Source organism: Stenotrophomonas sp. JAI102, from assembly GCF_013409105.1.
Taxonomy (GTDB): domain Bacteria; phylum Pseudomonadota; class Gammaproteobacteria; order Xanthomonadales; family Xanthomonadaceae; genus Stenotrophomonas; species Stenotrophomonas maltophilia_AA.
This window is the reverse complement of record NZ_JACCCI010000004.1, coordinates 148,641-174,408: the sequence shown is the minus strand read 5'-3', so window position 1 is coordinate 174,408 and position 25,768 is coordinate 148,641. Positions and strand designations below refer to the sequence as shown.

The following is a 25,768-nucleotide window of genomic DNA, read 5'->3' as shown; positions in this document are numbered from 1 at the left end:
TGGCGAACGCTGCACCACCGTTGCGGTGGCGGCCCCGGCAACAAAAAACCCGCCTGTCGCCAGGCGGGTTTCGATGCTTCAGCTCAGACCGGAAGGACTCAGGCGTCCAGGCGGACCAGCCAGCCATGACGGTCCGGCAGGCGGCCGTACTGGATGTCGGTCAGTTCCTTGCGCAGCGACATCGTCACTTCGCCGGCCGGGGCGTTGATGTCGCCCACCGAGAAGCCTTCGCCCTTGAGCTGGCCGATCGGGGTGACCACCGCAGCGGTGCCGCAGGCGAACGCTTCCACGATCTCGCCGGAGGTCACGCCGTCCTTCCACTCATCAAGGGTGACCTTGCGCTCTTCGACCTTCATGCCGCGGTCGCGGGCAAGCTGCAGGATGCTTTCGCGGGTGATGCCTTCCAGGATGCTGCCCGACAGCGACGGGGTCACCAGGGTGCCGTCCTTGTAGACCAGGAACACGTTCATGCCACCCAGTTCTTCCAGGTACTTGCCCTCGACCGGATCCAGGAACAGCACCTGCGAGCAGCCCTGCGCCTGCGCCTTCTGCTGCGGCAGCAGTGAAGCGGCGTAGTTGCCACCGCACTTGGCCGCGCCGGTGCCGCCCTTGCCCGCGCGCGCGTACTCGGTGGACAGCCAGATCGACACCGGGGCCACGCCCTTGGCGAAGTACGGGCCGGCCGGGCTGGCGATCACGTAGTAGCCGGCCTTGTGCGCGCCGCGCACGCCGAGGAAGGCTTCATCGCCGATCATGAACGGACGGAAATACAGGCTGGATTCGTCGGCCGACGGCACCCAGCTGGCGTCCACGGCGATCATCTGCTTGAGCGATTCGACGAAGATCTCAACCGGCAGTTCCGGCAGCGCCAGGCGCTGCGCCGAACGCTGCAGGCGGCGGCCGTTGGCCTCCGGGCGGAAGGTCCAGATCGAACCGTCGGCGTGACGGTAGGCCTTGATGCCTTCGAAGATCTCCTGGCCGTAATGCAGCACCGCGGCGGCCGGGTCCAGCTGCAGCGGGCCGTACGGGCGCACCACCGCATCGTGCCAGCCGGTGTCCTTGTCCCAGCGCACTTCCACCATGTGATCGGTGAAGTGCAGACCAAAACCGGGGGCGGCCAGGATGCGTTCACGCTCCTCGCTGCTGCGCGGCTGGGCGGAACGGGTGGTGTTGAAGCTCACGGAAGACTGGGACACCGGATATTTCCTGTTCTGGTTACGGGGAACGCCGTGACGCCGGCTGGCGATGGGCGGTTACAGCATGCCGGTTTCGAGCCGGGCGGCCTCGGACATCATGTGGCGGCCCCACGGCGGGTCGAACACCAGCTCGACGTCGGCCTCGGCCACCGTCGGGATCATTTCCAGCTTGCTGCGCACGTCATCGACCAGGATCTCGCCCATGCCGCAGCCGGGCGCGGTCAGGGTCATCTTGATCTCGACCTCGCGCCGGCCGTCGTCCAGGTGCTTGAGGTCCACTTCATAGACCAGGCCCAGATCGACGATATTGAAGGGGATTTCCGGGTCGAAGCAGGTGCGCAGCTGCTGCCACACCAGTTTTTCGACCTCCTCGTCGGAGGCATCGGCGGGCAGTTCCAGCGCCGGGGGCGCCTCCTTGCCGATGGCATCGCCATCCTTGCCGGCGATGCGGAACAGATTGCCTTCGACAAAGACGGTATAGCTGCCACCCAGGGCCTGGGTGATATAGCCATAGCTGCCAGCGGGCAGCGTGACCGTTTCGCCCTGCGGGACCATGACGGCCTCGCAGTCGCGTTCGAAGTGGACAGGTTCACTGCTACGGGAATACATGTGGATCGATATGGGGGTCGCGGCGAATTCCCGCAAGGCGACCATTTTAGCCCAGTGGCCGCCCATGCGCCGGTCACCCCGCAAGCCGGTATCCTGTCCGGACTCACAGGAAGATTGCATGTCGCCCACGTCCGTGCCTGTCCGGAGCCGCCACTGGCTCTGGCCCCCGCTGTTTCTGCTTGGTGTCGTCACGGCCACGCTGGCCTGGTTGTTCATCGCCCTGCTCACCGGCCGCCAGGCCGGCTGGATGGCGGTTATTGCGGCATTGGAGATCGCATTCATGCTGCGTCTGGGGACCCTGCGCGCGGGTGCTGCGCGGGTGGTGCTGACCCTGCTGGCCACCGTGCTGGTGGCGCTGGCCGCCAACTGGGGCATCGCCTCGGCCTACCTCGGCGGCGCGATGGGACTCACGCCGTGGGAATCAGCGTTGCGCATGGGGCCCTATCTGGCCTGGACCCTGAGCGGCCTGGCCAACGGCGCGGTCGAATGGCTGTGGCTGGGCGTGGCGCTGGTCGTGGGCGGGTGGGTGGCGAGGTAATCGCCCCACGACCAACGGTCGTGGGCTACCGATGACCGGATGACTGCGCACGGACGCCGGTAGGTCACGACCGTTGGTCGTGACCATTGCATCCGCCCCTCAATGCCCGCCGTCGAGCGCCTTCAATTCACTGACCAGCGCGCTCGCCGCACCGGCGCCATCGCCGTACAGCATGCGGGCGTTGTCGGCGTAGAACAGCGCATTCTCGATGCCGGCAAAGCCGGTGCCCTTGCCGCGCTTGATCACCACCACGTTGCGGGCGTTGACCACGTCCAGGATCGGCATCCCGTAGATCGGGCTGGCCGGGTCGGTGCGCGCGACCGGATTGACCACGTCGTTGGCGCCGATCACCAGCACCACGTCGGTGTTCGGGAACTCCGGGTTGATGTCGTCCATGTCGGCGATCAGGTCGTAGGGCACGCCCGCTTCGGCCAGCAGCACGTTCATGTGCCCCGGCATGCGCCCGGCAACCGGGTGGATCGCGAACTTCACCTTGATGCCGCGATCGATCAGGCGCTGCGCCAGCTCCCACACCTTGTGTTGCGCCTGGGCCACGGCCATGCCGTAGCCGGGCACGATCACCACGCGCTCGGCGAAGGCCAGCATCGCGGCGACATCGCTGGCCTCGATCGGCTTCTGCGCGCCGCTGATCTCCTGCGCGACCCCGCCGCCGCCGAAGTTGGAGAACAGCACGCCGCTGATCGGGCGGTTCATCGCCTTGGCCATCAGGCGGGTCAGCAGGATGCCGGCCGCGCCGACCATCATGCCGGCGATGATCAGCGCCTCGTTGCCGAGCACGTAGCCCTCGAAGGCCACGGCCAGGCCGGTGAACGCGTTGTACAGCGAGATCACCACCGGCATGTCGGCGCCCCCGATCGGCAGCGTCATCAGCACGCCGAGTGCGAGCGCGACCACGAAGAAGCTGATGATCGCCACCGGGCTCAGCGTCACCGCTGCCCAGATGCCCAGCACCACCATCGCCAGCGCGACCAGCAGGTTGAACGCCTGCTGCCCCGGGAAGGTGACGCGTCGGTCGAGCCGACCATCGAGTTTGGCCCAGGCGATGATCGAGCCGGACAGCGAGACCGCGCCGATCGCCGAGCCGATCACGGCCAGCGCCAGCACCGTCGCGGACGGCTGGCGCGCGGCGAGATCGGCCAGCGCCTGCTCGCTCCAATGGGTGGTATCGCGGTTGGCCAGGAACGAGAAGCGCAGCAGTTCGACCGCGCCGATCGCCGCCGCGGAACCGCCGCCCATGCCGTTGTAGAGCGCCACCATCTGCGGCATGTCGGTGATCGCCACGCGCTTGGCCGACCACCACGCCACGCCGGTGCCGATCGCCACCGCAGCCAGGATCAGCGGGATGTTGTGCAGCTCGGGCAGGAAGAACGTCGCCACCGTGGCGATCAGCATGCCCAGGCCGGCCCAGCGGATGCCGCTGCGCGCGGTCATCGGCGAGGCCATGCGCTGCAGGCCAAGCAGGAACAGGGTCGCGGCGACCAGATAGCTCACCTGGACCAGCCACTGCAGCAGTTGCGCGGTGGTCACGTTCAAGGTGTCTTCTCCCCGGCGTCGCGCTTGGCGCTGGGCTTGAACATGTCGAGCATGCGTTCGGTCACCACGTAGCCGCCGGCCGCGTTGCCCGCGCCGAGCACCACCGCGATGAAGCCGATGATCTTCTCCAGCGGGGTCTGCGCATGCCCCAGCACCACCATCGCGCCGATCAGCACGATGCCGTGGATGAAGTTGGAGCCGGACATCAAAGGGGTATGCAGGATCACCGGCACCCGTGAAATGATCACGTGGCCGGCAATGGCGGCCAGCATGAAGATGTACAACGCCACGAACCCGTCGCTCATTGCAGTCACTCTCCCAGGCGGTCATCCCGTCCCCTGCATCATAACCATGCGCTGAACCAATCGGGCAGGCCGGTCAACCGCAGCCGCCCTGGCGCGTTCTCACGGTATCCCCCTGCCGGAACGCTACCCTGTGCTGGTGAGCTCTCCCCTACCGTCGACGGATGCCGACCTGCCTGCCACGCCCGAGGTGGCGCTGCCGGTGTCGCTGGATGCGTTCCTGGCCGGGATCGGCCCGCGCGCGTTCCGCTTCGCCGAGGCCGGCCTGCGCCAGCGCGACGACGCGCTGGATGCGGTGCAGGACAGCATGTTGAAGATGCTCGGTTACCGCGACAAACCCGCCGCCGAGTGGGCGCCACTGTTCTGGAGCATCCTGCGCCGCCGCGTCGTCGACCTGCAGCGCCGCCGTGGCTTCCGCCTGAAGTTCTGGCGCAGCAGTGACGACGCCGGCGGCGACCATGACATCGACTGGGCCGACCACGCGCCCGGCCCGGCCCAGGCCCATGAGCAGCGCGATCAGTACGCGCAGCTGGTGCAGGCGCTGCGGGAGCTGCCCGCCCGCCAGCGCGAGGCCTTCACCCTGCGCGTGCTGCAGGACCTGGACGGCGCCACCACGGCCAAGGCCATGGGCTGCAGCGAAGGCGCGGTCAAAACCCATCTTTCGCGCGCCCGCCAGGCGCTGCAGCAGTCTCTGGAGATCGCCCTGTGAACCGCCCCCTGCCCCCTTCGATGCATGACGATGCCGCCCTGCGGCAGCTGCATGCGCAGGCGCTGGATAGCCTCTCGCCGGTTGCGCTGGCGCGGCTGCGCAGCGCGCGTCATGCCGCCTCGCCGCCCAGGCGGCATGCCCCGTCCTGGTGGATGGCCACCGCCTGTTCAGCGGTGGTCGCGCTCGCGTTGGGCTACAGTTTCCTCCTCGGCGAATCGACCGCCCCGCCGGCCGCGGTCGTGGCGAGCGCGGCCGATGACGGCAGCGATGTCCTCGACGAAAATCCCGATCTGTACGTGTGGCTGGGCAGTACCGACCTGGCAATGGAGTGATGATGAAACTGCGACTGCCCCTGGGGCTGGTGTTGCTGACGCTGAGTGCGGCGGGCTTGGCCCAGACCGCCCCGCTGCCGGACTGGGACACACTCACCCCGCAGCAGCGCGAGGCGTTGATCGCGCCCGTGCGTGACCGCTGGAACGACGCGCCAGCGCCGCAGCGCGAGCGCATGTTGCAGCACGGCCAGCGCTGGCTGAGCATGACCCCGGAACAGCGCGCGCAGGCGCACCGGGGCCGGCACCGTTTCGAGAACATGACGCCGGAGCAGCGCGAGCAGGCGCGCGCGCTGTTCGCTCAGATGCGCAGCATGACCCCGGAGCAGCGGCAGGCACTGCGCGACCGCTGGGCGCGGATGACCCCGGACGAACGCAAGGCCTGGCTCAAGGCGAACCCCGCCCCGAAGCGCTGAGCAATTAACGGGGACGGAGGGGATTATTAACTACCTCCGTCCCCGTTTTTTCAGGCGGCGACCCAGCGGGTTTTCGCGAGCAGTTCGTCGTCCCAGTCGAAGCTGACGGCGCCCTCTTTCAGGAACAGGGCGACGAAGTTGTAGAGGTTGCGGGCATACATCTCGCTGGCATGCACCGCGCCCTGGCTGGCCAGGTTGAGCGGGCCATCGATGAGCACGCCGTCCAGGTCCACCACCTCGCCCGGTTGCGTGGCCTCGCAATTGCCGCCGGTTTCCGCGGCGAGATCGACGATCACGCTGCCCGGTCTCATGCCACGCGCCATCGCGGTGCTGACGATCTTCGGCGCCGGTCGCCCTGGCACGGCGGCGGTGCAGATCACCACATCCACCGTACGCAGATGCTCGCCGAGACGACGCTGCTGCTCGGCGCGTTCTTCATCGGTCAACGGGCGCGCATAGCCACCTTCGCCGACCGCGCTGACGCCCAGGTCGAGGAACTTGCCGCCCAGCGATTCGATCTGCTCGCGGGTTTCCGGGCGCACATCGAAGCCTTCCACCTGCGCGCCCAAGCGACGCGCCGTGGCGATCGCCTGCAGGCCCGCCACGCCGGCGCCGACCACCAGCACCTTTGAGGGACGGATCGTGCCGGCGGCGGTGGTGAGCATCGGGAAGAAGCGTGGTGCGCGCTGGGCGGCGATCAACGTGGCTTTGTAACCGGCCATGCCGGCCTGCGAACTGAGCACGTCCATCGACTGCGCGCGCGTGGTGCGCGGCAAGCGCTCCAGCGGAAACGCCTGCAGGCCGCGCGACTGGATCAGGCCGGCCCGCTCGGCGTCGGCCTGCGGGTGCAGCATGCCGATCAGGCTGGCGCCGGATTTCAACCGCGCAAGGCGGTCGTTGGACGGTGGCTGCACGCACAGCACGATGTCGGCCTGGCCCAGGCGGGTGTCATCGGCGGGCTGCGCCCCCACCTCCTGATACACCGCATCGGGGAAGCCGGCAGCCAACCCGGCGTTTGGCTCGAATGACACGCCCGCGCCGAGCGCGATCAGCTTGCGCGCCGTTTCCGGCGTCATCGCCACGCGCCGTTCCCCCGGCGCATGTTCCTTTACCACCAACACCTCGACAGCCATGCCTGTCCCCGACGATCAGCGGATTGTGGGCTGATCGTAACCTGATCGCCGGGCCAGCGTGGCCCGGGGGTTCAATGCACGGTGGCGTTCCTGGTATCCAGCCGATCGATCACGCCCTGCATGGCGCTGTCGAACGCGCCATCGTCGATATGCGCCCGCAGGCGACCCAGGCGCACCATCACCGCCAGTTCTTCCGGCGAGGCCACGCAGAAGCGCACCCCGCGCCGGTTGACGAACAGCAGGCGCTGGGAGATCGGGCTCACCCAGGACAACTTGCCGGCCTGGACCTTGCCGTCCTTGTCGACGAAATCCAGCCAGGTGCCGATCTCCAGGCCACGGAAGCGGTCGGCATCGGCATTGTCGAAATCGCTGACATCGACCTTGCTGCCCAGCTCCACCGCCGCCGATTCCTGCGTCGGCGGCGACGGCAGCGCCACCTGCGGCAGTTCGGGCAGCGCGCGTTCCAGCTCGGGGCGCGATTCGGCGATGCCCTGCAGGGTGTCGTGCAGCGCATCGATGGCACTGGTCGCCGCATCGGCATGCACGCCGACACTGGCAAACACCTTGCGCAGCGCCGGATGCCAGGCCTGCAGCCAGGGCTTGCCGACGATATGGCGGCGTGCCTCGGCCACTTCCTCCAGCATGCCATCGGCCAGGCTCAGTGCCTCACCGACCGACGCCCCGTCTTCGCCTTCGCGCAGCACGGTCAGGGTCAGATGGTGCTGCCACGGCTGGCGCAGGAACTCACCGATCGCCTGCGGCAAGGTGGTATCGCCGATCCGGCGGTCCAGTTCGGCACTGGCGCGCTGGCGGGCCATTTCGAGCTTTTCCTGGCCGCGCTGGGTTTCGGCGGCACGCCGCTCGGCGATCTCGATCCGGCGCCGGTGCTGGGTCAGGAAGTCGCGGAATTCTTCTTCCAGGGTCAGGAAGATCGCCAGGTTCTCGTTGAACTCGGCGACCAGGCGCTCGATGATTTCCTCGACCTTGCCCATCAGCACGCGCTCGGCCTGGCTCTCGCCGGTGTTGCCTTCGCAGGCCTCGGCCAGCGAGTTGAGCAGCTTGCGCGCCGGGTGGGTCTTCTGCACGAACATGCGGCGATCAAGCATGGCGACCTTGACGAAGGGCACCACCAGCCGGCCGATCAGCTCGCGCGAGCGGCCCTCCAGGTCGCGCTCGTCGAGCATCACGTCGAACAGCATGCCGACCAGGTCGATCGCATCCTCGTCCTGCGGGTCCAGCCGCGCCTGCGCGGGATCGACCCCGAGCCGGGTCGCGCCGGACAGCACTTCACTCTTCAGGCGTTGCGCCAGCGATTCGCCGTCCTCGCCGATCGCCGCGCGCAGGGTCGCGCTCGGCGTGGCCTGCAGCAGCGAAAGCACCGACATCATCTCGCGCTGGCTCAACGGGCGTTGCTGGCCCACCGCGACGCTGGCCGCCGACGTGGCGTCCTCGCGCACGTGGCGGGTCTGCTGCAGGAGTTCATGCAGGGCATCGAGCAGCATGCCCTGGTTGCCGCCAAGGCTCTCACCGCCTTCGCCATACCCGTCCTGCGCGGCCTGCGCGCCACCGCTACCCTGGAGGCGGCCACGGCTCTCGGCCCAGCGGTCGGCGAAACGACGGGCCCAGGCGGGTGCCTGCCCCTCGTCGCCCGCCGCGCCCAGCCCGGCCTCGGTCTCGAACCCATCGAAGGCGTCGCGGTCATCCCGCTGTGGCGGCGACGGTGCGCGCGGCGCAGGCCGGCGCGCGGCCATCTGCGGCATCACGCCAGCCGCGGCCAGTTGTTCGTCCAGATACTCGTACCGCTTGCCGATCGGCTGCTGCAGGTCGCGCTCGCACAGTTTGATCAGCACCAGCCGCACTTCCGGGGCCAGTTCACAGTCGGCGAAGGCCTCATGGATGGCCACGCCGAGGTGCTCGGGGCTGATCGGATTGGTATCGGCCTGCAGTTCCAGGCCGCCGGCGATCACGCCCAGGCGGCGGTCCAGCCGCGACAGCACCGGCTTGAAGTCGCGCAGCAGCACGGTGGCGAAGTTGCGCACCGCCAGCCGGGATTCCAGCACGTGTTCGGGCACCAGGCTCAGCCCGTCCTCGATCTGGCCGGCCAGGGTGGCCTCGGCCGACAGCGGCTCGCCCCGCTCCAGCGCGTCCCAGGCCTGGGCCAGGTGGGCGCGGAAGCCGGACACGATGTCCTCCCGGCGGCGGCGCAGCTCGCGCATGCCGTCCAGGAACAGCAACTGCGACGCGCCGGCGGTACCGGCACGGTCGAACAGCACATCATCGAAGCGCGCCAGCACCGTCGAGAACGACTCGACCAGCCCCGGCAGCACGGCCTCGCGGGCCATCTTCAACAACGCCGGGTCACGGCCCGGGTGCCCCCCTACATTGGGCGTGGCAATCATGCGAAAAGGCTCCCCACCCTCGCAGGCACTGAGTACAGCATGGAAACAACGAGCGCCGGCGCACCCCATGCGCCCACGTTCGGATGGTAGGCCGGCCGACCGGTCAGAGACAGTGAAACAGTCGACACTTTAAACCTCGTTACCGGTGGCCCGGCAGGCTTTGTATCGTAAGCGCAGCAGGCCCCGGAAGCGAGTACAGCCACGTGAAGGAAGTCCGCTGATTAGGTGATGTTCATCACGTTTTGTCGCAAATTGCACCGAGATACCTAGGACCGTGTCACAAACGGTCGCGACTATAATCGGGGCACCGTGAAGCCAGATCGAGAGCCCATGTCCGTTCCCCCCGCGCTGCATGCCCTGGACGCCCGCCGTTCGGTCCCCGCCAAGCAACTCGGCGAGCCCGGCCCCGACCCGGCGACCCTGCTGCGGATGCTGGCCTCGGCCGTGCGCGTGCCCGACCACGGCAAGCTGGTGCCCTACCGCTTCCTGCGGATCGCCGGCGATGCGCGTCACAGTCTGGGCACGTTCCTGGCCGAGCGCGCCGTCCAGCGCGACCCCCAGGTGTCGCCGGCCCAGCTGGACAAGGACCGCCAGCGTTTCTCCCATGCCCCGCTGGTCATCACCGTCATCGCCAGCCCGCGCCCGAACCCCAAGGTGCCCGAGGCCGAACAGCTGATGACCGCCGGCTGCGTCTGCTTCGCCCTGCTGCAGGCCGCGCAGGCGCTGGGCTTCGGCGCCCAGTGGTTGACCGCCTGGATGGCCTTCGACCCCGCCGTGCACGCCCACCTCGGCCTGGCCGAGGGCGAGCAGATCGCCGGCTTCATCCACATCGGCACGCCGAAGACCGCGGTTCCCGAGCGCGAGCGCCCGGATCCCGCCGCGCTGCTGCAGGACTGGGAGGGCTGAGATGTCCGCCCTTGCTGCCGGCCCCGGCATGGCCCCGCCGCCGCTGCGTGCGCCGTTGTACCTGGTCGATGCCAGCCTGTACGTGTTCCGCGCCTGGCATTCGATGCCGGATGAGTTCCAGGACCAGCAGGGCTGGCCGACCAATGCCGTGCACGGCTTCGCGCGCTTCCTGCTCGACCTGCTCGAGCGCGAGCGGCCGGCGAACATCGCCATCGCGTTCGATGAGGCGCTGGACAGCTGCTTCCGCCACCGCATCTATGCCGCCTACAAGGCCAACCGCGATCCCGCGCCGGATGCGCTGCGCCGCCAGTTCGCGCACTGCAAGGCGCTGTGCACCGCGCTCGGCCTGGCGGTGCTGGCCCACCACGAATACGAAGCCGACGACCTGATCGGCAGCGCCCTGCACGCGCGCCGCGACGCCGGCATGCGCGGGGTGATCATCTCCGCCGACAAGGACCTCTCGCAGCTGCTGTTCGAGCATGACGAGCAGTGGGATTACGCGCGCAACCAGCGCTGGGGCATGGCCGGTGTCAAAGCCCGCCACGGCGTGCATGCGCACCAGATCGCCGACTACCTGGCGCTGTGCGGCGATGCGGTCGACAACATCCCCGGCGTGACCGGTGTGGGCGCCAAATCGGCCGCCGTTCTGTTGGCGCATTTCGGCAGCATGGACGTGTTGTATGAGCGCCTGGACGAAGTGCCCTTCCTGCGCCTGCGCGGTGCGGCGCAGATGGCGGTGCGGCTGCGCGAACAGCGCGAGCATGCGCTGCTGTGGCGCCAGCTGACCACCATCGCGCTGGATGCCCCGCTGGAGGGTGCTGCCGTTGATTTCAGCCGCGGCGTGGCCGACGCGCAGATGCTGCAGGGCCTGTGCGATGCACTGCGGTTCGGGCCGTTGACCCGTCGCCGCCTGTTCACCGCCGCCGGCCTGTCCGATTCCTCTTCCGTTGCCAGCGAGTTCGCATGAGCCCTACTACGCAAGAACCGAAAGTTGTGTTTGAAGGCAAGTACCAGCGCATGGTCGTGCGCGGCACCTGGGAATACAGCGAGCGCACCCACGCCGGCGGCCTGGCCGCGATCATCATCGCGGTCACCCCGGCAGACACCGTGCTGTTCGTCGAACAGTTCCGCATCCCGCTGCAGGCCAGGACCATCGAGATGCCGGCCGGGCTGGTCGGCGACATCGATGCCGGCGAGTCGATCGAGGTTTCCGCCGTGCGCGAGCTGGAGGAAGAAACCGGCTGGACCGCCGAGCACGCCGAGGTGCTGATGATCGGCCCGACCTCCTCCGGTGCGAGCAGCGAGAAGATCGCCTTCGTGCGCGCCACCGGCCTGCGCAAGGTGGGTGAGGGCGGTGGCGATGCCAGCGAAGACATCACCGTGCACGAGATTCCGCGCGCCCGCGCCGCGGCATGGCTGGTCGAGAAGATGAGCCAGGGTTACGAGCTGGATGCCAAGCTGTGGGCCGGCCTGTGGATGATCGAACATCACCTGGACGGCACCCCGCGTGGCTGATTCGTTGGCCCATCCGGACACCGCCACGCCCCTGCTGGGGCCGGCCGACCCGGCGCCGTTCACCGTGCACCAGACGCAGGGCCGCTCACCGTTCCTGCTGATCGCCGACCATGCGGGGCAGCAGGTGCCGGCGTCACTGGCCGGGCTCGGCCTGCCGCAGGCCGAACTGGACCGCCACATCGGCTGGGACATCGGTATCGCCGGGGTCACCGTGGAACTGGCGCGGCGGCTGGATGCATGGGCGATCACCCAGACGTACTCGCGGCTGGTGATCGACTGCAACCGGCCGTTGGCCTCCCCCACGTTGATGCCGGCAGTCAGCGACCTCACCGTGGTGCCCGGCAACCAGGGCCTGTCCGCGCTGCAGCGGCAACAGCGCATCGCGGCGATCCATGCGCCCTACCATGCGCGCATCGATGCCGAGCTGGACACGCGCCAGGCGCAGGCCCGGCCGACGTTGCTGGTGATGATGCACAGCTTCACCCCTGTCATGAATGACGCCGAGCGGCCGTGGCATGCCGGCGTGCTGTACCACCGCGACACGCGGTTCGCACATCGCCTGCGGGATGCGCTGCGCGATGAAGGCGACCTGGTGGTGGGCGACAACCAGCCCTACGCGGTCAGCAGCACCAGCGACTATGCCGTGCCGGTGCATGGCGAAGGCCGCGGGCTGCTGCACGTGGAGCTGGAGATCCGCCAGGACCTGATTGCCGATGCCGCCGGCCAGCAGGCCTGGGCACAGCGGCTGGCGCGCATCTTCACCGCCCTGCAGCCGCAGCTGGTCGCAGTGCCAGCGGCGTAAGGCGTACTGTCGACCAGCGCCGGTAGTGCCGGCCGCTGGCCGGCAACCCAACATCACCCCACCGCAGGCGCCTCCAGCCACGGAAACGCACGGTATCCCCGCATCTCCGACGTGATGCAGGACGCCCGGAACATCCCGCACCAGAACCGCGCATCACGTTCGTCGCCGTCGGTTGCGTAGACCCAGCCATACCGGTCCCACACGTCACGTTCGTTGCTGCATCCCGCGATGGCCTCAAGCGCCTGGCCCAAGGCAAGACGGTCGGTCATCGGCTCATCCTTCACCCGCGCACACCGGCGCCGGCGTCGCGGCATCTTCCTGCGGCCGCAGCCACAGCGCGACGCCCACGCCCAGCAGCGCGAACAGCGCCGCGCCGTACTGCGCGTGGATCATGCCCTGCAGGGCCGCGTCACTGCTGGCACCCGCGTTGCCACGACCGGTATTGGCCACCATCACCAGCAGCGCCAGGCCCAGCGCGCCACCGATCTGCTGCGCCGTGGCGGCCATGCCGGAGGCCACGCCCTGCTGCGCGGCCGGCACGCCCTGCCCGGCTACGATCCACATCGAGGTCCAGGTGATGCCCTGGCCCAGGCTGAGCACCACGATGCCCGGCAGCAGCGCCCAGTAGGTCGCGCCATAGGGCAGCGCGACGGCGACCGCGGCGATGCCGACCGCGCCGGCCAACATGCCCACCGTCAGCACCTGGCGCGGGGAACGCCGGGCGAGCATGCGCTCGGCGATGCGGATGCCGAACGTGCACACCAGGGTCGGCGGCAGGAACGCCAGGCCCGCCTGCAGCGCGCTCCAGCCATAGCCATCCTGGTAGTACAGCGCCAGGAAGTAGTACTGCACGCCGTAGCTGCTCATGAACAGCATCGTCAGCAGCATCGCCGCACGCAGGCTGCGCAGGCGCAGCAGCGAGAACTGCATCAGCGGGTCACGGCTGCGGCGTTCGATCTGCACGAAGGCCGCCAGCATCACGGCCGACACGGCCAGGCAGATCAGCGTGCGTGGCGCCAGCCAGCCCCACTCCGGGCCCTGCACCAGGGTGGTCACCAGCAGGCTGCCGCCGACGGTCACCGTCACACAGCCGGCCAGATCGAACGAGCGGCCCGTCAGCGGCGCGGCGTCGCGCGGCAGCCACCAGCCACCCAGCAGCGCGCAGCCGCCGGCGAACGGCACGATCACCAGCAGCACCGAAGCCCAGCCGAAGCTCTGGGTCAGCACGCCACCGAGCAGCGTGCCCAGGGCCAGGCCGCCGGCGCTGGCCATCGACCAGATCGCCAGCGCGCGGTTGCGCGGCGCGCCTTCGGCGTAGAGCGTATTGATCAGCGCCAGCGTGGCCGGGAACAGCAATGCCGCACCGATGCCCTGTACCGCGCGGGCGGCGATCAGCAGCCAGGCGCTGTTGCTGAAACCGCCGACCAGCGAGGCCAGCGCGAACAGCGCCATGCCCAGCCGATAGATCCGGCGGCGTCCCAGCAGATCGGCCGCGCGGCCGCCGAGCAGCAGGCAGCCGCCGAACGCCACCGTGTAGCCGCTGACGATCCACTGCAGCTGCTGGGCATTGATGTGCAGCTGCGCGCCCATCTCGTGCAGGGCGACGAAGATGATCGTGGAATCCAGCGCGATGATCAGCTGGGCGGTGGCGAGCAGGGCCAGGGCCAGACGGGGGAACGCCGGCGCCGGGGCGCCAGCGGGAGACAGGGGGGAGGTCATGCCGACTCGGTGGAACGTAAGAAGGTGGGCAGTCTCATTGATGACGCTGCATAAATAAACCCGGATACTTCGATATCTGTCATGCATATCCGCATGAATCGGAGGAGCGATGGACCTCAACGCCGTGCGCATGCTGGTGCAGGTGGCCGAAGCACGCAGCTTCACGGTCGCCGCCGGCCAGCTGGGGATCAGCCAGTCCGGGCTGTCGCGGGCGATCGGGCGGCTGGAAAGCGCGCTCGGTGTGCGCCTGCTCCACCGCACTACCCGCAACGTCAGCCTGACCCCGGATGGCCGCCAGTTCGTCGAACATTGCGCGCCGCTGCTGAGCGGGCTGGAGGATGCCGAGCGGCGCCTGGGCGATCGGCCGTCTACGCCTTCGGGCGTGTTGAAGCTGACCGCGCCGTCGATGTTCGGGCGCAAGGTGCTGGTGCCGCTGGCCGGGCAGTTGATGGCCACCCATCCCCAGCTGCAGTTCGAGCTGGTGCTCAATGACCGGCTGGTCGATCTCGTCGAGGAAGGCTTCGATGCGGCGCTGCGCACCGGGCCGATCAGCGATGTGCGCATGGTGGCGCGGCCCCTGCGGCCGTTGCACTGGGTCACGGTCGCCTCGCCGGCCTATATCGCGCGGCACGGAGAACCGGCCAGCATCGATGCATTGCACGATCACGCCTGCCTGGCGGTCCGCAATCTGCGCAGCGGGCGGTTGGTGGACTGGCAGTTCCGCGAGGCCGACGGTCAGCTGCGCGACTTCACCCCGCCGGCGCGGATGGTGTTCGACAGCGGCGACCCGCTGGTGGAAGGCGCGCTGGCCGGGATCGGCATCGTGCAGGTAATGGATTTCGCGGTGGCCGATGCGCTCGCCGACGGCCGACTGCAGCGGGTGCTGCAAGCGTTCGAGGGGCGCAGCCGGGTGCTGTCGCTGGTATACCCGCCCTCGCGCCAGGCCTCGCCGAAGCTGCAGGTGCTGGCGCAGGCGTTGTTGGCGGGGAACTGGTAAACCGCGGATCACGACCAACGGTCGTGATCGGCCGGGCGACGCACGGGGCAGCCCGGTAGGTGCCGACCGTTGGTCGGCACGCCTCCATCAACCTGCGAAACGATCCGTCGCACGCACCAGCGCGTCGACATTCTCGGCTTCGAACGCGGAGTGGCCCGACGCCGGGCTGATCTCCAGCGTCGACTTCGGCCACGCCTTGTGCAGTTCCCACGCACTCTGCAGCGGGCAGACCACGTCGTAGCGGCCGTGCACGATCACGCCCGGAATATCGGCGATGCGGTGCGCGTCGCGCAGCAGCTGTTCTTCCACCTCGAAGAAACCGCCGTTGACGAAGTAATGGTTCTCGATGCGGGCGAAGGCCAACGCGAACTGCGGATCCTGATGGCTGTTCACGAAGTCATCGTCCACGTGCAGGAAGCTGGTCGCGCCTTCCCACACGCTCCACGCCTTGGCCGCGGCCAAGCGGGTGGCTTCATCGTCGCTGGTCAGGCGGCGGTGGAAGGCGGAGATCAGGTCGTGGCGCTCCACGGCCGGGATCGGCTTGAGGTAATGCTCCCACGCATCCGGGAACAGGCGGTTGGCGCCTTCCTGATAGAACCATTCCAGCTCCCAGCGGCGCAGCATGAAGATGCCGCGCAGGACCAGCTCGGTCACACGCTGCGGGTGGGTCTGGGCATAGGCCAGCGCCAGGGTCGAGCCCCAGCTGCCGCCGAAGACCTGCCAGCGATCCACCTTGAGGTGCTCGCGCAGCGTCTCGATATCGGCGACCAGGTCCCAGGTGGTGTTGTCGACCAGGTCCGCGTGCGGCGTGGAACGGCCGGCACCGCGCTGGTCGAACAGGATGATCCGGTACTTGGCCGGGTCGTGGAACTGGCGCATTTTGTCGCTGCAGCCGCCGCCCGGGCCACCGTGCAGCATCACCACCGGCTTGCCGTCGGGATTGCCGCACTGCTCGAAGTACAGCGTGTGGCGGTCATCGACCTTCAGGGTGCCGACGTCGTAAGGGGTGATGGCGGGATACAGCGTACGCATGACAGGAACTCCATGTGGAATGACAGTCGCCGCATCACGCTGCGCGGCGGCCCGTTGGACAGGTCATTCTAGCGTCGGGGTCACCGCAGGGACGGCACGCGGTCAGGCCGCCAGACAGCCCAGGCTCACCCGGTCGCGCTGTTCCAGATCGCGTTCGGTGGCGACCGACTGGAAACCGGCGTGCCGCAGCAGCGCGCGGATCGCCTCGCCCTGGTCCCAGCCGTGTTCGATCAGCAGCCAGCCGCCGGGAAGCAGGTGCGCTGCCGCACCGGCGATGATCAGCCGGATGTCATCCAGCCCATCAAGGCCGGAGGCCAGCGCGGTGGCCGGCTCGAAACGCAGGTCACCCTGGACCAGGTGCGGATCGTCGCTGGCGATATACGGCGGGTTGGTCGCGATCAGATCGAACCGCTCACCGGCCAGCGGGGCATACCACGCGCCCTGCCGGACGCTGACGTTGCCCCGTGCATGGCGCTGCGCGTTGCGCGCCGCGACCGCCAATGCGGCCTCGCTGAGGTCGGTGGCGATGACCCTGGCCTGCGGCCGTTCGCTGGCCAGCGCCAAGGCGATCGCGCCGCTGCCGGTGCCCAGATCCGCGATCCGCAGCGGGCTGTCCGCCGGCAACCGCGCCAGCGCCAGCTCGACCAGCAGCTCGGTCTCCGGGCGCGGAATCAGGGTGGCCGGGCTGACCTCCAGATCCAGCGTCCAGAAACCGCGGCGGCCCAGCAGGTAGGCCACCGGCGCGCCGGCCACGCGCTGGTCGAGCAGGGCCTCGAACGCCGCGGCATGCGCCGGCTCGACCGGATCGGTGGCGTGCGCGAACAGCCAGCTGCGCTCGCGCTCCAGGACGTGCAGCAACAGCAGTTCCGCTTCGTGCCGGCCTTCCACGCCGGGCAGGCGGGCGGCGGCATCGGCGAGCAGCTGGCGGATGTCAGGGGCGGCGGCGGTCATGGCGGGACGGAACAGCGGTGGGGCGCGCAGTGTAGTCCACGGGGCCATGGGGGCCGGACCCACGCCCGGGCTGTCCGCGACCGGCTGTCGATTGAATCCACGCATCGATACGCATATATGCATCTGTGGCCGTTATCGATTTCAGTCCGAAATCCGGGGGTGCCGGCCGCCCGAGCCGCGCGACCGTTCAGGTTGCTGCGTCCCCGGATATGCAGAAGCTATTGCAGCGCCTGCCGCCTCAACGGGCGCGGTCATTGCGCTGCAACGGTTTTGACGGATAGGGCGGCCACCCTTCATCGCAGGATCAGCTGGTTCTGATAGTCTTTGACTATCACATAGATGCAATCAATGGATTGTCCTTATTGGAACGGAGCCGCTAACCTGTGTTGGTCGCTTCACCCACCCCCTTCACCAAGAGGAACAACGATGTCGCTCATCAACACCCAGATCCAGCCGTTCGAAGCCAACGCCTACCAGAACGGCGAGTTCATCAAGGTCTCCGACGCCACCCTGAAGGGTCACTGGTCCGTGCTGATCTTCATGCCGGCCGCGTTCACCTTCAACTGCCCGACCGAGATCGAAGACGCCGCCGATCATTACGCCGAGTTCCAGAAGGCCGGTGCCGAGGTCTACATCGTCACCACCGACACGCACTTCTCGCATAAGGTGTGGCACGAAACCTCGCCGGCCGTCGGCAAGGCCCAGTTCCCGCTGGTCGGCGATCCGACCCACCAGCTGACCAACGCCTTCGGCGTGCACATTCCGGAAGAAGGCCTGGCCCTGCGCGGCACCTTCATCATCAACCCGGAAGGCGTGATCAAGACCCTGGAGATCCACTCCAACGAGATCGCCCGTGACGTCTCCGAGACCCTGCGCAAGCTGAAGGCTGCCCAGTTCACCGCCGCCAACCCGAACCAGGTGTGCCCGGCCAAGTGGAAGGAAGGCGAAAAGACCCTGACCCCGTCGCTGGACCTGGTCGGCAAGATCTAAGCCGCTTCTCATCCCCATCCCCGCCCGCCGGGGATGGGGGTGAACCCAAGCCGGTGCTCCACGCGCCGGTTTCGGTTCACCCCCATGTCGCGCAGATGCACCCGCGGGGTTCGTCGACGCTGTTCCCTTGCCTGAATCAAGGAGTTTTTCGATGTTGGATGCCAACCTCCAGTCCCAGCTGAAGACCTATCTGGAACGTGTCACCCGTCCGATCCAGATCACGGCGCACGTGGATGACGGCGCCAAGTCGCAGGAGATGCTCGAGCTGCTGAACACGCTGACCTCGCTGTCGACGCAGATCAGCCTCGACGTGCGTCGCGACAGCAGCGAGCGCACGCCCTCGTTCGCGCTGACCACCCCGGGCCAGGACATCCATCTGGTGTTCGCGGGCCTGCCGATGGGCCACGAGTTCACCTCGCTGGTGCTGGCACTGCTGCAGGTCGGCGGCCACCCCTCCAAGGCCACGGCCGAGCTGATCGAGCAGGTGCGCAACCTGGAGGGCGAGTACCGCTTCGAAACCTACTTCTCGCTGTCCTGCCAGAACTGCCCGGACGTGGTCCAGGCGCTGAACCTGGCGGCGGTGCTGAACCCGCGCATCCAGCACGTGGCGATCGATGGCGGGCTGTTCCCGGCCGAGGTCGAAGCGCGCCAGATCATGTCCGTGCCGACCGTGTACCTCAACGGGGAAGTGTTCGACCAGGGCCGCATGACGCTGGAGCAGATCGTGGCCAAGCTCGACACCGGTGCGGCCAAACGCGATGCCGAAAAGCTCAGCACCAAGGCACCGTTCGACGTGCTGGTGGTGGGCGGTGGTCCGGCCGGCGCGGCTGCGGCGATCTATGCCGCGCGCAAGGGTATCCGCACCGGTGTGGCGGCCGAACGTTTCGGTGGCCAGGTGCTGGACACCATGGCGATCGAGAACTTCATCTCGGTCAAGGAAACCGAAGGCCCGAAGCTGGCTGCAGCGCTGGAACAGCATGTGCGCGAGTACGAGGTGGACATCATGAACCTGCAGCGCGCCAGCGCGCTGGTGCCGGCGGGCGACGATGGCCTGGTCGAGATCAAGCTGGAGAACGGCGCGTCGCTGAAGTCGCGCTCGGTGATCCTGTCCACCGGCGCACGCTGGCGCCAGATGAACGTGCCCGGCGAAGACCAGTACCGCAACAAGGGCGTGGCGTACTGCCCGCATTGCGACGGTCCGTTGTTCAAGGGCAAGCGGGTCGCGGTGATCGGCGGGGGCAACTCCGGCGTGGAAGCGGCCATCGATCTGGCGGGTCTGGTGACGCATGTGACCCTTCTGGAATTTGATGACAAACTGCGGGCCGATGAAGTGCTGCAGAAGAAGCTGCGCAGTCTGGGCAACGTCACCATCATCACCAGCGCCCTCACCCAGGAAGTGCTGGGCGATGGCCAGAAGGTGACGGGTCTGGTCTACCAGGACCGCGTCGGGGGCGATTCGCACCGGGTGGAACTGGAAGGCATCTTCGTGCAGATCGGTCTTCTGCCGAATACCGAATGGTTGAAGGACACGGTGGCTCTGTCACCGCGTGGCGAGATCCTGATCGACGACCGCGGCCAGACCAGCGTGCCGGGTGTCTTCGCCGCAGGCGATTGCACGACCGTTCCGTACAAGCAGATCGTCATCGCGATGGGCGCCGGTTCCACTGCGGCACTGAGCGCCTTCGATCACCTGATCCGTACCTCCGTTCCGAAGAGCAGCGGCGCTGTCGCCGAAGCTGCCTGAAACGTCCGGTTCCCGGTCCGCCGGGAACCTTGTCTGTCTGCTGGGTAGCCACGCCATCACCCGGTCCATTGCCGTGAGAGGTCCAAGGAAATGAACCTACGTGATTTGAAATATCTGGTGGCGCTGGCCGACCACCGCCATTTCGGCAAGGCCGCCGCTGCCTGCTTCGTCAGCCAGCCCACCTTGTCCACCCAGATCCGCAAGCTCGAGGATGAGCTGGGTCTGCCGCTGGTGGAGCGCGCACCGCGCAAAGTGATGCTGACCCCGGCCGGGGTGGAAGCCGCCGCGCGTGCACGCACGATCGTGGCCGAAGTGGAGCAGATGAAAGAAGCCGCGCGGCGCAGTCGCGATCCCGAGGCCGGCACCGTCCGGCTCGGCATCTTCCCGACGCTGGGTCCGTACCTGCTGCCGCATGTGATCCCCAACATCCGCGAGCGCTTCCCGCAGCTGGAACTGCTGCTGGTCGAGGAAAAAAGCGACGAACTGCTGACCCGCCTGCGCGAGGGCAGGCTGGATGCCGCCCTGCTGGCGCTGCCGCTGGACGATGACCAGCTGCATGCCGAGTTCCTGTTCGAAGAGCCCTTCCTGCTGGCGGTTTCGCAGCAGCACCCGCTGGCACGCCGCCAGCACCTGGACGTGCAGGAGCTGTCGTCGCAGAAGCTGCTGCTGCTCGAGGACGGGCACTGCCTGCGCGACCAGGCGCTGGCGGTGTGCCGGCTGTTCGGGGCCAACGAGAAATCGGAGTTCCGCGCGACCAGCCTGGAAACGCTGCGGCAGATGGTGGCCGCCGATGTGGGCATCACCCTGCTGCCGACGCTCTCGGTGAAGCCGCCGGTGCCGCGCTCGGACAACATCCGCCTGCTGGATTTCAGTGGCGATGACCGCCCCAGCCGCCGCATCGCGATGGCGTGGCGCCGCAGTTCGGCGATGACCGGCTTCCTGGAGCAACTGGCCCAGCAGTTCAAACGGCTGCCGCAGGGCCTGTTCGCGCTGGAGTCCACCGATGTCCCGGTGGCCGCCGCCACGCCGTTGCCACGCGCCGGCTGAGCCTGCCTGAACCGGCCGACGCGGCCGATACGCCGGACGGGTCGCATCCGTCTACGATTGTCAGCACAATAGGACGAGGCGGTGCCAGCAGGCGCCGCCTTTTTGCATGGGTCTTCCACAAACGCAAGGAGCTACACCATGTCCACTTCCAGCGGACTGCCCCCCTCGATCATCGTTTCAAGCCACGACATGGACCGCCTGGACGCCATGCTCGAGTCTCCCGCTGTCAGCCAGACCCCCGCCGGGATCGCCCTGGCCGAGGAACTCAACCGCGCGACCGTCGTGGCGCCGGACCAGGTTCCCGAGGGCACCGTCATGATGCATTCGCGCGTGGAGTGCGAAGATGAGCTGCAGAACGAAAAGCATGTTCTGACGCTGGTCTATCCGCGTGAGGCCGATGTTGAACAGGGCAAGGTCTCGATCCTGGCACCGGTGGGCACCGCCCTGCTGGGCCTGTCGATCGGCCAGACCATGGATTGGGTGGCCCCGGGTGGGCGCAAGCTGCGCCTGCGGGTGACCGCCGTCCATCACCAGCCCCACGCCTGATCCCGCCTGCTGCGTCGCCGCGCAGGCTCCACCGTTCCGTCCCAGGAGTAGCAATGAGCACCGTTTCGCTGTCCAAACTCTCCCAGCTGCGCGATCTGTCCGTGGTGGTTGCCGATACCGGCGATTACGAAGCGATCAAGCGCTTGAAGCCGGTCGACTGCACGACCAATCCCACCCTGGTGAAGAAGGCGCTGGATCTGCCGGTGTACGCCGATCTGATCGACAGCGCGCTGGCCTGGGGACGCGAGCAGGCGGGTGAGCGCGAGACCATCGTGCACGCGGTGGCTGATCGGCTGACGGTGGGCGTGGGTACGCTGCTCAGCACGCTGGTACCGGGCCGGGTCTCGACCGAAGTCGATGCGGACCAGGCCCACGATACGGCGGCGACGGTGGCCAAGGCGCGCCAGTTCATCGCGATGTACGAAGCGGCCGGCGTGCCGCGCAGCAAGGTGCTGATCAAGATCGCGGCGACCTGGGCAGGCGTGGAGGCGGCACGCCAGCTGCAGGCCGAGGGGATCGACTGCAACCTGACGCTGATCTTCAATCCGACCCAGGCGCTGGCCTGCAGCGAGGCCGGGGCGTTCCTGATTTCGCCGTTCGTGGGCCGCATCCTGGACTGGTATGTGGCCAATGGCCAGTCGCCAGCCAGCATCGATGAGGACCCGGGCGTGGTGTTCGTGCGCGGCGTGTATGCCGAGTTCAAGCGCCGCGGTTCGCCGACGGTGGTGATGGGTGCGTCGTTCCGTTCGACGGCGCAGATCGAGGCGCTGGCGGGCTGCGATCGCCTGACGATCTCGCCGGACCTGCTGGAGAAGCTGGACGCCGATCACGGCGAACTGCCGCGCAGGCTGGTGGCCGGTGCGGCGGAATCCGTCCAGGTGACGCCGATCGATGGCGCGCGGTTTGCGGCGGATCTGGCAGCCGACCCGATGGCCACGGAGAAGCTGGCGAGCGGCATCGATGCGTTCGCCAAGGATCTGGAGGCGTTGCGCCAGACGATCCGCGAGCGGCTGTAAGCGCTGGCGGTTGGGTGGACGACGAAAGGCCCTGCTCTGCGGGGCCTTTTGTTTTTGGCGCGGACGGCGACGGCAACGGCAACGGCAACCGCTCACTTTCGTCTGGGTTGGCGCGGTGTGGGTGGGTTTGCTGGACGCGCCGTAAACCCATCCCTGGGGGCTCGTGAGCGGCATCCATGCCGCTCCAACGGTCCTGCAAACCCACCCACACCGCGCCGTCGACACATGGCTGGTGCGTTGGGGAGAGCAGTAGAGCGGCGAGCCTAGGGCTGTCTGCTGGACCTGGTAGAGCCGACCGTTGGTCGGCTCTGGGGTATCAGGCGTCCACGCCGATGGGGCAGCTGACGCCGGTGCCGCCGATGCCGCAGTAGCCGTTGGGGTTCTTGGCGAGGTACTGCTGGTGGTAATCCTCGGCGTAGTAGTACTCGGGCGCGGGGAAGGCGATGTCGGTGGTGATGGCGCCGTAGCCGCTGTCGTTCAGGCGCTGCTGGTAGGCGTCGCGGCTGGCCAGGGCGGCGTCGAGCTGGGCCTGGGTGGTGGCGTGGATCGCGGAGCGGTACTGGGTGCCGGTGTCGTTGCCCTGGCGCATGCCCTGGGTGGGGTCGTGGCTTTCCCAGAAGACCTGGAGCAGGCGTTCGAGCGGGACGATGTCGGGGTCGTAGACCACCTCGACGATTTCAGTGTGCCCGGTCAGGCCGGAGCAGACTTCTTCGTAGGTGGGGTTCGGGGTGACGCCGCCGGCGTAGCCGACCGAGGTCGAGTAGACGCCCGGGATGGTCCAGAATTTGCGCTCGGCACCCCAGAAACAGCCCATGGCGAAGCGGATGCGCGCCAGGCCGCTGAAGCTGTCTTTCAGCGGGTGGCTGTTGACGTAATGCTGGTTGTGCAGCAGCGGCAGGGGCTGGTCGCGGCCCGGCAACGCTTCTTCCGGGCGCGGCAGGCGCTGCTTGAAGGCGCCGATGCCCAACAGACCGTTTCCAATACCCAACATGGCGTTCTCCTAGGCCGGCAACAGGCCGGCGCTTTCGTCTCCGTCGAATATGGGGTCGTCCGGGGCCGTGCCCAAGTCCAGTTGGGCGACGATGTCTTCCGCTTCGGGACGGGCCAGATCGGGGACGCAGACGCGCAGGACGCCGAACAGCGGGAGTTCGCCCATCCCGCCCAGCAGCGATTCGCCGAAGACGAACGCAGGGATGCCGGCGTCCTCCAGGGCGTGTTTGACCAGATGGGCGTCGAACAGGTTGTCGGCCTGGTAGATCACGTGCATGGGCGGACTCCGGAGGGCATGGGGCCAGCATACGCCCGGGGGCTGAAGGCGTGCCGACCCACGCGACCGGGCAAGCCCACCCTCGACAGGCTAAACTGTTGGTCTTTCTGCCTTTTAACTGCGACCGCGCATCATGTCCGAGTCTACCGCCGCCCCCACCGACGCCCTTCCGGAAGCCCAGGAAAAACGGGATTTCATCCGTCAGATCGTCCGCGAGGACCTGGCGGCCGGCAAGCATGCCGCGATCAAGACGCGCTTTCCGCCGGAGCCCAACGGCTACCTGCACATCGGCCACGCCAAGTCGATCTGCCTGAACTTCGGCATCGCCGGTGAGTTCAACGGCGTGTGCAACCTGCGCTTCGACGACACCAACCCGGCAAAGGAAGATCCGGAGTACGTGGCCGCGATCCAGGATGACGTGCGCTGGCTGGGCTTCGAGTGGAACGAGCTGCGCCATGCCTCGGACTATTTCGATGCCTATTACCTGGCCGCGCAGAAGCTGATCCGCGATGGCAAGGCCTACGTGTGCGACCTGTCCGCCGAAGAAGTGCGCGCCTACCGCGGCACCCTGACCGAGCCGGGCCGTCCGTCGCCGTTCCGCGAGCGCAGCGTCGAAGAGAATCTGGATCTGTTCCGCCGCATGCGCGCGGGCGAGTTCCCGGATGGTGCACGCACCGTGCGCGCCAAGATCGACATGGCCAGCGGCAACATCAACCTGCGCGACCCGGCGCTGTACCGGATCAAGCACGTCGAACACCAGAACACCGGCAATGCGTGGCCGATCTACCCGATGTACGACTTCGCGCATGCACTGGGCGATTCCATCGAGGGCATCACCCACTCGCTGTGCACGCTGGAGTTCGAAGACCACCGCCCGCTGTACGACTGGTGCGTGGACAACGTCGATTTCGCCCACGACGATGCGCTGACCCAGCCGCTGGTCGATCGCGGCCTGCCGCGTGAAGCCGCCAAGCCGCGCCAGATCGAATTCTCGCGCTTGAACATCAACTACACGGTGATGAGCAAGCGCAAGCTGATGGCGCTGGTCACCGAGCAGCTGGTGGATGGCTGGGAAGACCCGCGCATGCCGACCCTGCAGGGCCTGCGTCGTCGTGGCTATACCCCGGCGGCGATGCGCCTGTTCGCCGAGCGCGTGGGCATCAGCAAGCAGAACTCGCTGATCGATTTCAGCGTGCTCGAAGGCGCGCTGCGCGAAGACCTGGACAGTGCCGCCGCACGCCGCATGGCGGTGGTCGATCCGGTCAAGCTGGTGCTGACCAATCTGCCGGAGGGCCACGCAGAAACCCTGACCTTCGCCAACCATCCCAAGGATGAGGCGTTCGGGACCCGCGAGGTGCCGTTCGCGCGCGAGCTGTGGATCGAGCGCGAGGATTTCGCCGAGGTCCCGCCCAAGGGCTGGAAGCGCCTGGTGCCGGGCGGCGAAGTGCGCCTGCGCGGCGCCGGCATCATCCGCTGCGATGAGGTGATCAAGGACGCCGACGATACCATCACCGAGCTGCGCGGCTGGCTGGATCCGGAATCGCGCCCGGGCATGGAAGGCGCCAACCGCAAGGTCAAGGGCACCATCCACTGGGTCAGCGCCGTGCACGCGGTGCCGGCCGAGATCCGTCTGTACGACCGCCTGTTCTCGGTGCCGAACCCGGACGACGAGTCCGACGGCAAGACCTACCGCGATTACCTCAACCCGGACTCGCGCCGCACCGTCACCGGTTATGTCGAGCCGGCCGCGGCCAGCGCCGCGCCGGAGCAGTCGTTCCAGTTCGAGCGCACCGGCTACTTCGTCGCCGACCGCCGCGATCACACCGCCGCCAAGCCGGTGTTCAACCGCAGCGTGACCCTGCGCGATACCTGGTCGGCGTAAGCGGCACCCGGCCGGTGCCTGGCACCGGCCACCGTGTCATTCCAGCGCGGCCCTGCCACGGCAGGGCCTGCGCTCCAGCACGCCTGCGAACGGTGCAGCCCTGCGCCGGCGCCCGCGTAGCCGCGTGGCCGCGTTCAGCGCGGGCACGGCATCCCTACGCACGGCCCGA

At 68.0% G+C, this 25,768-nt stretch carries 27 protein-coding genes; 15 read left to right on the top strand and 12 right to left on the bottom strand.

All coding sequences use genetic code 11. The annotated features are described in order from the left end of the window. Positions 1 to 98: 98 nt before the first annotated feature. Together HDC96_RS15810 and sufT are read right to left on the bottom strand one after the other, a co-directional pair. Complete coding sequence (locus tag HDC96_RS15810; RefSeq protein WP_179460833.1) at positions 99 to 1,196, bottom strand: branched-chain amino acid aminotransferase; 1,098 nt, start codon at positions 1,194 to 1,196, stop codon at positions 99 to 101. Between the two features lie 57 nt (positions 1,197 to 1,253). Continuing rightward, on the bottom strand, positions 1,254 to 1,805 hold the full coding sequence (sufT, locus tag HDC96_RS15805) for a putative Fe-S cluster assembly protein SufT (RefSeq protein WP_179460832.1): 552 nt from the start codon (positions 1,803 to 1,805) through the stop codon (positions 1,254 to 1,256). Between the two features lie 118 nt (positions 1,806 to 1,923). Between sufT and HDC96_RS15800 the strand changes: the two genes are divergently transcribed. Then, positions 1,924 to 2,343: a hypothetical protein gene (locus tag HDC96_RS15800; protein ID WP_179460831.1), complete on the top strand. Its 420-nt coding sequence runs from the start codon at positions 1,924 to 1,926 to the stop codon at positions 2,341 to 2,343. Between the two features lie 99 nt (positions 2,344 to 2,442). Here the strand turns inward: HDC96_RS15800 and HDC96_RS15795 are convergent, their stop codons facing one another. Both HDC96_RS15795 and HDC96_RS15790 read right to left on the bottom strand, forming a co-directional pair. Further along, positions 2,443 to 3,897, bottom strand: a complete 1,455-nt coding sequence (locus HDC96_RS15795) for an NAD(P)(+) transhydrogenase (Re/Si-specific) subunit beta (RefSeq protein WP_176990317.1) — start codon at positions 3,895 to 3,897, stop codon at positions 2,443 to 2,445. Then, positions 3,894 to 4,202 carry an NAD(P) transhydrogenase subunit alpha gene (locus HDC96_RS15790; RefSeq protein WP_121044596.1) on the bottom strand — a complete coding sequence of 103 codons (309 nt, stop codon included), beginning with the start codon at positions 4,200 to 4,202 and terminating at the stop codon, positions 3,894 to 3,896. Before HDC96_RS15790 ends, HDC96_RS15795 begins: the two co-directional genes overlap by 4 nt. A 130-nt stretch (positions 4,203 to 4,332) precedes the next feature. Here HDC96_RS15790 and HDC96_RS15785 point away from each other — a divergent pair, with 130 nt between their 5' ends. Genes HDC96_RS15785 through HDC96_RS15775 form a run of 3 tightly spaced genes read left to right on the top strand, consistent with a single transcriptional unit; the run spans position 4,333 to position 5,653 of the window. Continuing rightward, entirely contained in the window at positions 4,333 to 4,908 is a 576-nt protein-coding gene (locus tag HDC96_RS15785) for an RNA polymerase sigma factor (protein WP_179460830.1), read from the top strand. A gap of 20 nt (positions 4,909 to 4,928) precedes the next feature. Continuing rightward, entirely contained in the window at positions 4,929 to 5,240 is a 312-nt protein-coding gene (locus HDC96_RS15780; protein ID WP_179461000.1) for a hypothetical protein, read from the top strand. After that, on the top strand, positions 5,240 to 5,653 hold the full coding sequence (locus tag HDC96_RS15775) for a DUF3106 domain-containing protein (protein ID WP_179460829.1): 414 nt from the start codon (positions 5,240 to 5,242) through the stop codon (positions 5,651 to 5,653). The genes HDC96_RS15780 and HDC96_RS15775 overlap by 1 nt, the downstream gene beginning before the upstream one ends. A gap of 50 nt (positions 5,654 to 5,703) precedes the next feature. Here the strand turns inward: HDC96_RS15775 and HDC96_RS15770 are convergent, their stop codons facing one another. Next, complete coding sequence (locus tag HDC96_RS15770; RefSeq protein ID WP_179460828.1) at positions 5,704 to 6,786, bottom strand: NAD(P) transhydrogenase subunit alpha; 1,083 nt, start codon at positions 6,784 to 6,786, stop codon at positions 5,704 to 5,706. A 71-nt stretch (positions 6,787 to 6,857) separates the two neighbouring features. Beyond that, positions 6,858 to 9,185 carry a DUF1631 domain-containing protein gene (locus HDC96_RS15765; protein ID WP_179460827.1) on the bottom strand — a complete coding sequence of 776 codons (2,328 nt, stop codon included), beginning with the start codon at positions 9,183 to 9,185 and terminating at the stop codon, positions 6,858 to 6,860. 330 nt (positions 9,186 to 9,515) lie between these two features. Here HDC96_RS15765 and HDC96_RS15760 point away from each other — a divergent pair, with 330 nt between their 5' ends. From HDC96_RS15760 to HDC96_RS15745, 4 genes are read left to right on the top strand one after another with little or no spacing between them, the layout of a single operon-like run. Continuing rightward, positions 9,516 to 10,091, top strand: a complete 576-nt coding sequence (locus HDC96_RS15760; RefSeq protein ID WP_179460826.1) for a nitroreductase — start codon at positions 9,516 to 9,518, stop codon at positions 10,089 to 10,091. A gap of 28 nt (positions 10,092 to 10,119) precedes the next feature. Then, on the top strand, positions 10,120 to 11,058 hold the full coding sequence (locus HDC96_RS15755; protein ID WP_179460999.1) for a 5'-3' exonuclease H3TH domain-containing protein: 939 nt from the start codon (positions 10,120 to 10,122) through the stop codon (positions 11,056 to 11,058). Then, a complete protein-coding gene (locus tag HDC96_RS15750; protein WP_179460825.1) occupies positions 11,055 to 11,606 on the top strand; it encodes an NUDIX hydrolase in 552 nt (183 codons plus the stop codon). Before HDC96_RS15755 ends, HDC96_RS15750 begins: the two co-directional genes overlap by 4 nt. Next, positions 11,599 to 12,408 (top strand): N-formylglutamate amidohydrolase, encoded by an 810-nt coding sequence (locus tag HDC96_RS15745; protein ID WP_179460824.1) that lies wholly within the window; start codon positions 11,599 to 11,601, stop codon positions 12,406 to 12,408. Before HDC96_RS15750 ends, HDC96_RS15745 begins: the two co-directional genes overlap by 8 nt. A 53-nt stretch (positions 12,409 to 12,461) precedes the next feature. Here HDC96_RS15745 and HDC96_RS15740 read toward each other — a convergent pair whose 3' ends face one another. Continuing rightward, complete coding sequence (locus HDC96_RS15740; RefSeq protein WP_179460823.1) at positions 12,462 to 12,677, bottom strand: hypothetical protein; 216 nt, start codon at positions 12,675 to 12,677, stop codon at positions 12,462 to 12,464. A gap of 4 nt (positions 12,678 to 12,681) precedes the next feature. Then, positions 12,682 to 14,127 (bottom strand): MFS transporter, encoded by a 1,446-nt coding sequence (locus HDC96_RS15735; RefSeq protein WP_179460822.1) that lies wholly within the window; start codon positions 14,125 to 14,127, stop codon positions 12,682 to 12,684. 109 nt (positions 14,128 to 14,236) lie between these two features. Between HDC96_RS15735 and HDC96_RS15730 the strand changes: the two genes are divergently transcribed. Next, positions 14,237 to 15,124, top strand: a complete 888-nt coding sequence (locus HDC96_RS15730) for a LysR family transcriptional regulator (protein WP_179460821.1) — start codon at positions 14,237 to 14,239, stop codon at positions 15,122 to 15,124. Positions 15,125 to 15,211: 87 nt separating this feature from the next. On the opposite strand, the gene pip is transcribed toward HDC96_RS15730, so the two are convergent. Further along, on the bottom strand, positions 15,212 to 16,156 hold the full coding sequence (gene pip, locus HDC96_RS15725) for a prolyl aminopeptidase (RefSeq protein WP_179460820.1): 945 nt from the start codon (positions 16,154 to 16,156) through the stop codon (positions 15,212 to 15,214). A 102-nt stretch (positions 16,157 to 16,258) separates the two neighbouring features. After that, the gene (gene prmC / locus HDC96_RS15720; protein WP_179460998.1) at positions 16,259 to 17,107 is read right to left on the bottom strand and encodes a peptide chain release factor N(5)-glutamine methyltransferase; all 849 of its coding nucleotides are present in this window, start codon (positions 17,105 to 17,107) and stop codon (positions 16,259 to 16,261) included. A gap of 426 nt (positions 17,108 to 17,533) precedes the next feature. Here prmC and ahpC point away from each other — a divergent pair, with 426 nt between their 5' ends. The 5 genes from ahpC to HDC96_RS15695 all read left to right on the top strand — a co-directional run bounded on the left by ahpC (position 17,534) and on the right by HDC96_RS15695 (position 22,450). After that, entirely contained in the window at positions 17,534 to 18,097 is a 564-nt protein-coding gene (gene ahpC / locus HDC96_RS15715) for an alkyl hydroperoxide reductase subunit C (protein ID WP_176990330.1), read from the top strand. Positions 18,098 to 18,248: 151 nt separating this feature from the next. Then, positions 18,249 to 19,841, top strand: coding sequence for an alkyl hydroperoxide reductase subunit F (ahpF, locus tag HDC96_RS15710; protein WP_179460819.1), 1,593 nt, complete (start codon positions 18,249 to 18,251; stop codon positions 19,839 to 19,841). 90 nt (positions 19,842 to 19,931) lie between these two features. After that, positions 19,932 to 20,888 (top strand): DNA-binding transcriptional regulator OxyR, encoded by a 957-nt coding sequence (gene oxyR / locus HDC96_RS15705; protein WP_179460818.1) that lies wholly within the window; start codon positions 19,932 to 19,934, stop codon positions 20,886 to 20,888. Between the two features lie 138 nt (positions 20,889 to 21,026). Continuing rightward, entirely contained in the window at positions 21,027 to 21,434 is a 408-nt protein-coding gene (rnk, locus tag HDC96_RS15700; RefSeq protein ID WP_019182413.1) for a nucleoside diphosphate kinase regulator, read from the top strand. Positions 21,435 to 21,487: 53 nt separating this feature from the next. Then, positions 21,488 to 22,450, top strand: a complete 963-nt coding sequence (locus tag HDC96_RS15695; protein WP_179460817.1) for a transaldolase — start codon at positions 21,488 to 21,490, stop codon at positions 22,448 to 22,450. 316 nt (positions 22,451 to 22,766) lie between these two features. Here HDC96_RS15695 and msrA read toward each other — a convergent pair whose 3' ends face one another. Continuing rightward, the gene (gene msrA, locus HDC96_RS15690; RefSeq protein ID WP_179460997.1) at positions 22,767 to 23,420 is read right to left on the bottom strand and encodes a peptide-methionine (S)-S-oxide reductase MsrA; all 654 of its coding nucleotides are present in this window, start codon (positions 23,418 to 23,420) and stop codon (positions 22,767 to 22,769) included. Positions 23,421 to 23,450: 30 nt separating this feature from the next. Next, complete coding sequence (locus HDC96_RS15685; RefSeq protein WP_176990334.1) at positions 23,451 to 23,717, bottom strand: DUF2007 domain-containing protein; 267 nt, start codon at positions 23,715 to 23,717, stop codon at positions 23,451 to 23,453. Between the two features lie 133 nt (positions 23,718 to 23,850). On the opposite strand from HDC96_RS15685, the gene HDC96_RS15680 reads away from it, so the two are divergent. Further along, entirely contained in the window at positions 23,851 to 25,599 is a 1,749-nt protein-coding gene (locus HDC96_RS15680; RefSeq protein ID WP_179460816.1) for a glutamine--tRNA ligase/YqeY domain fusion protein, read from the top strand. Positions 25,600 to 25,768: the final 169 nt, after the last annotated feature.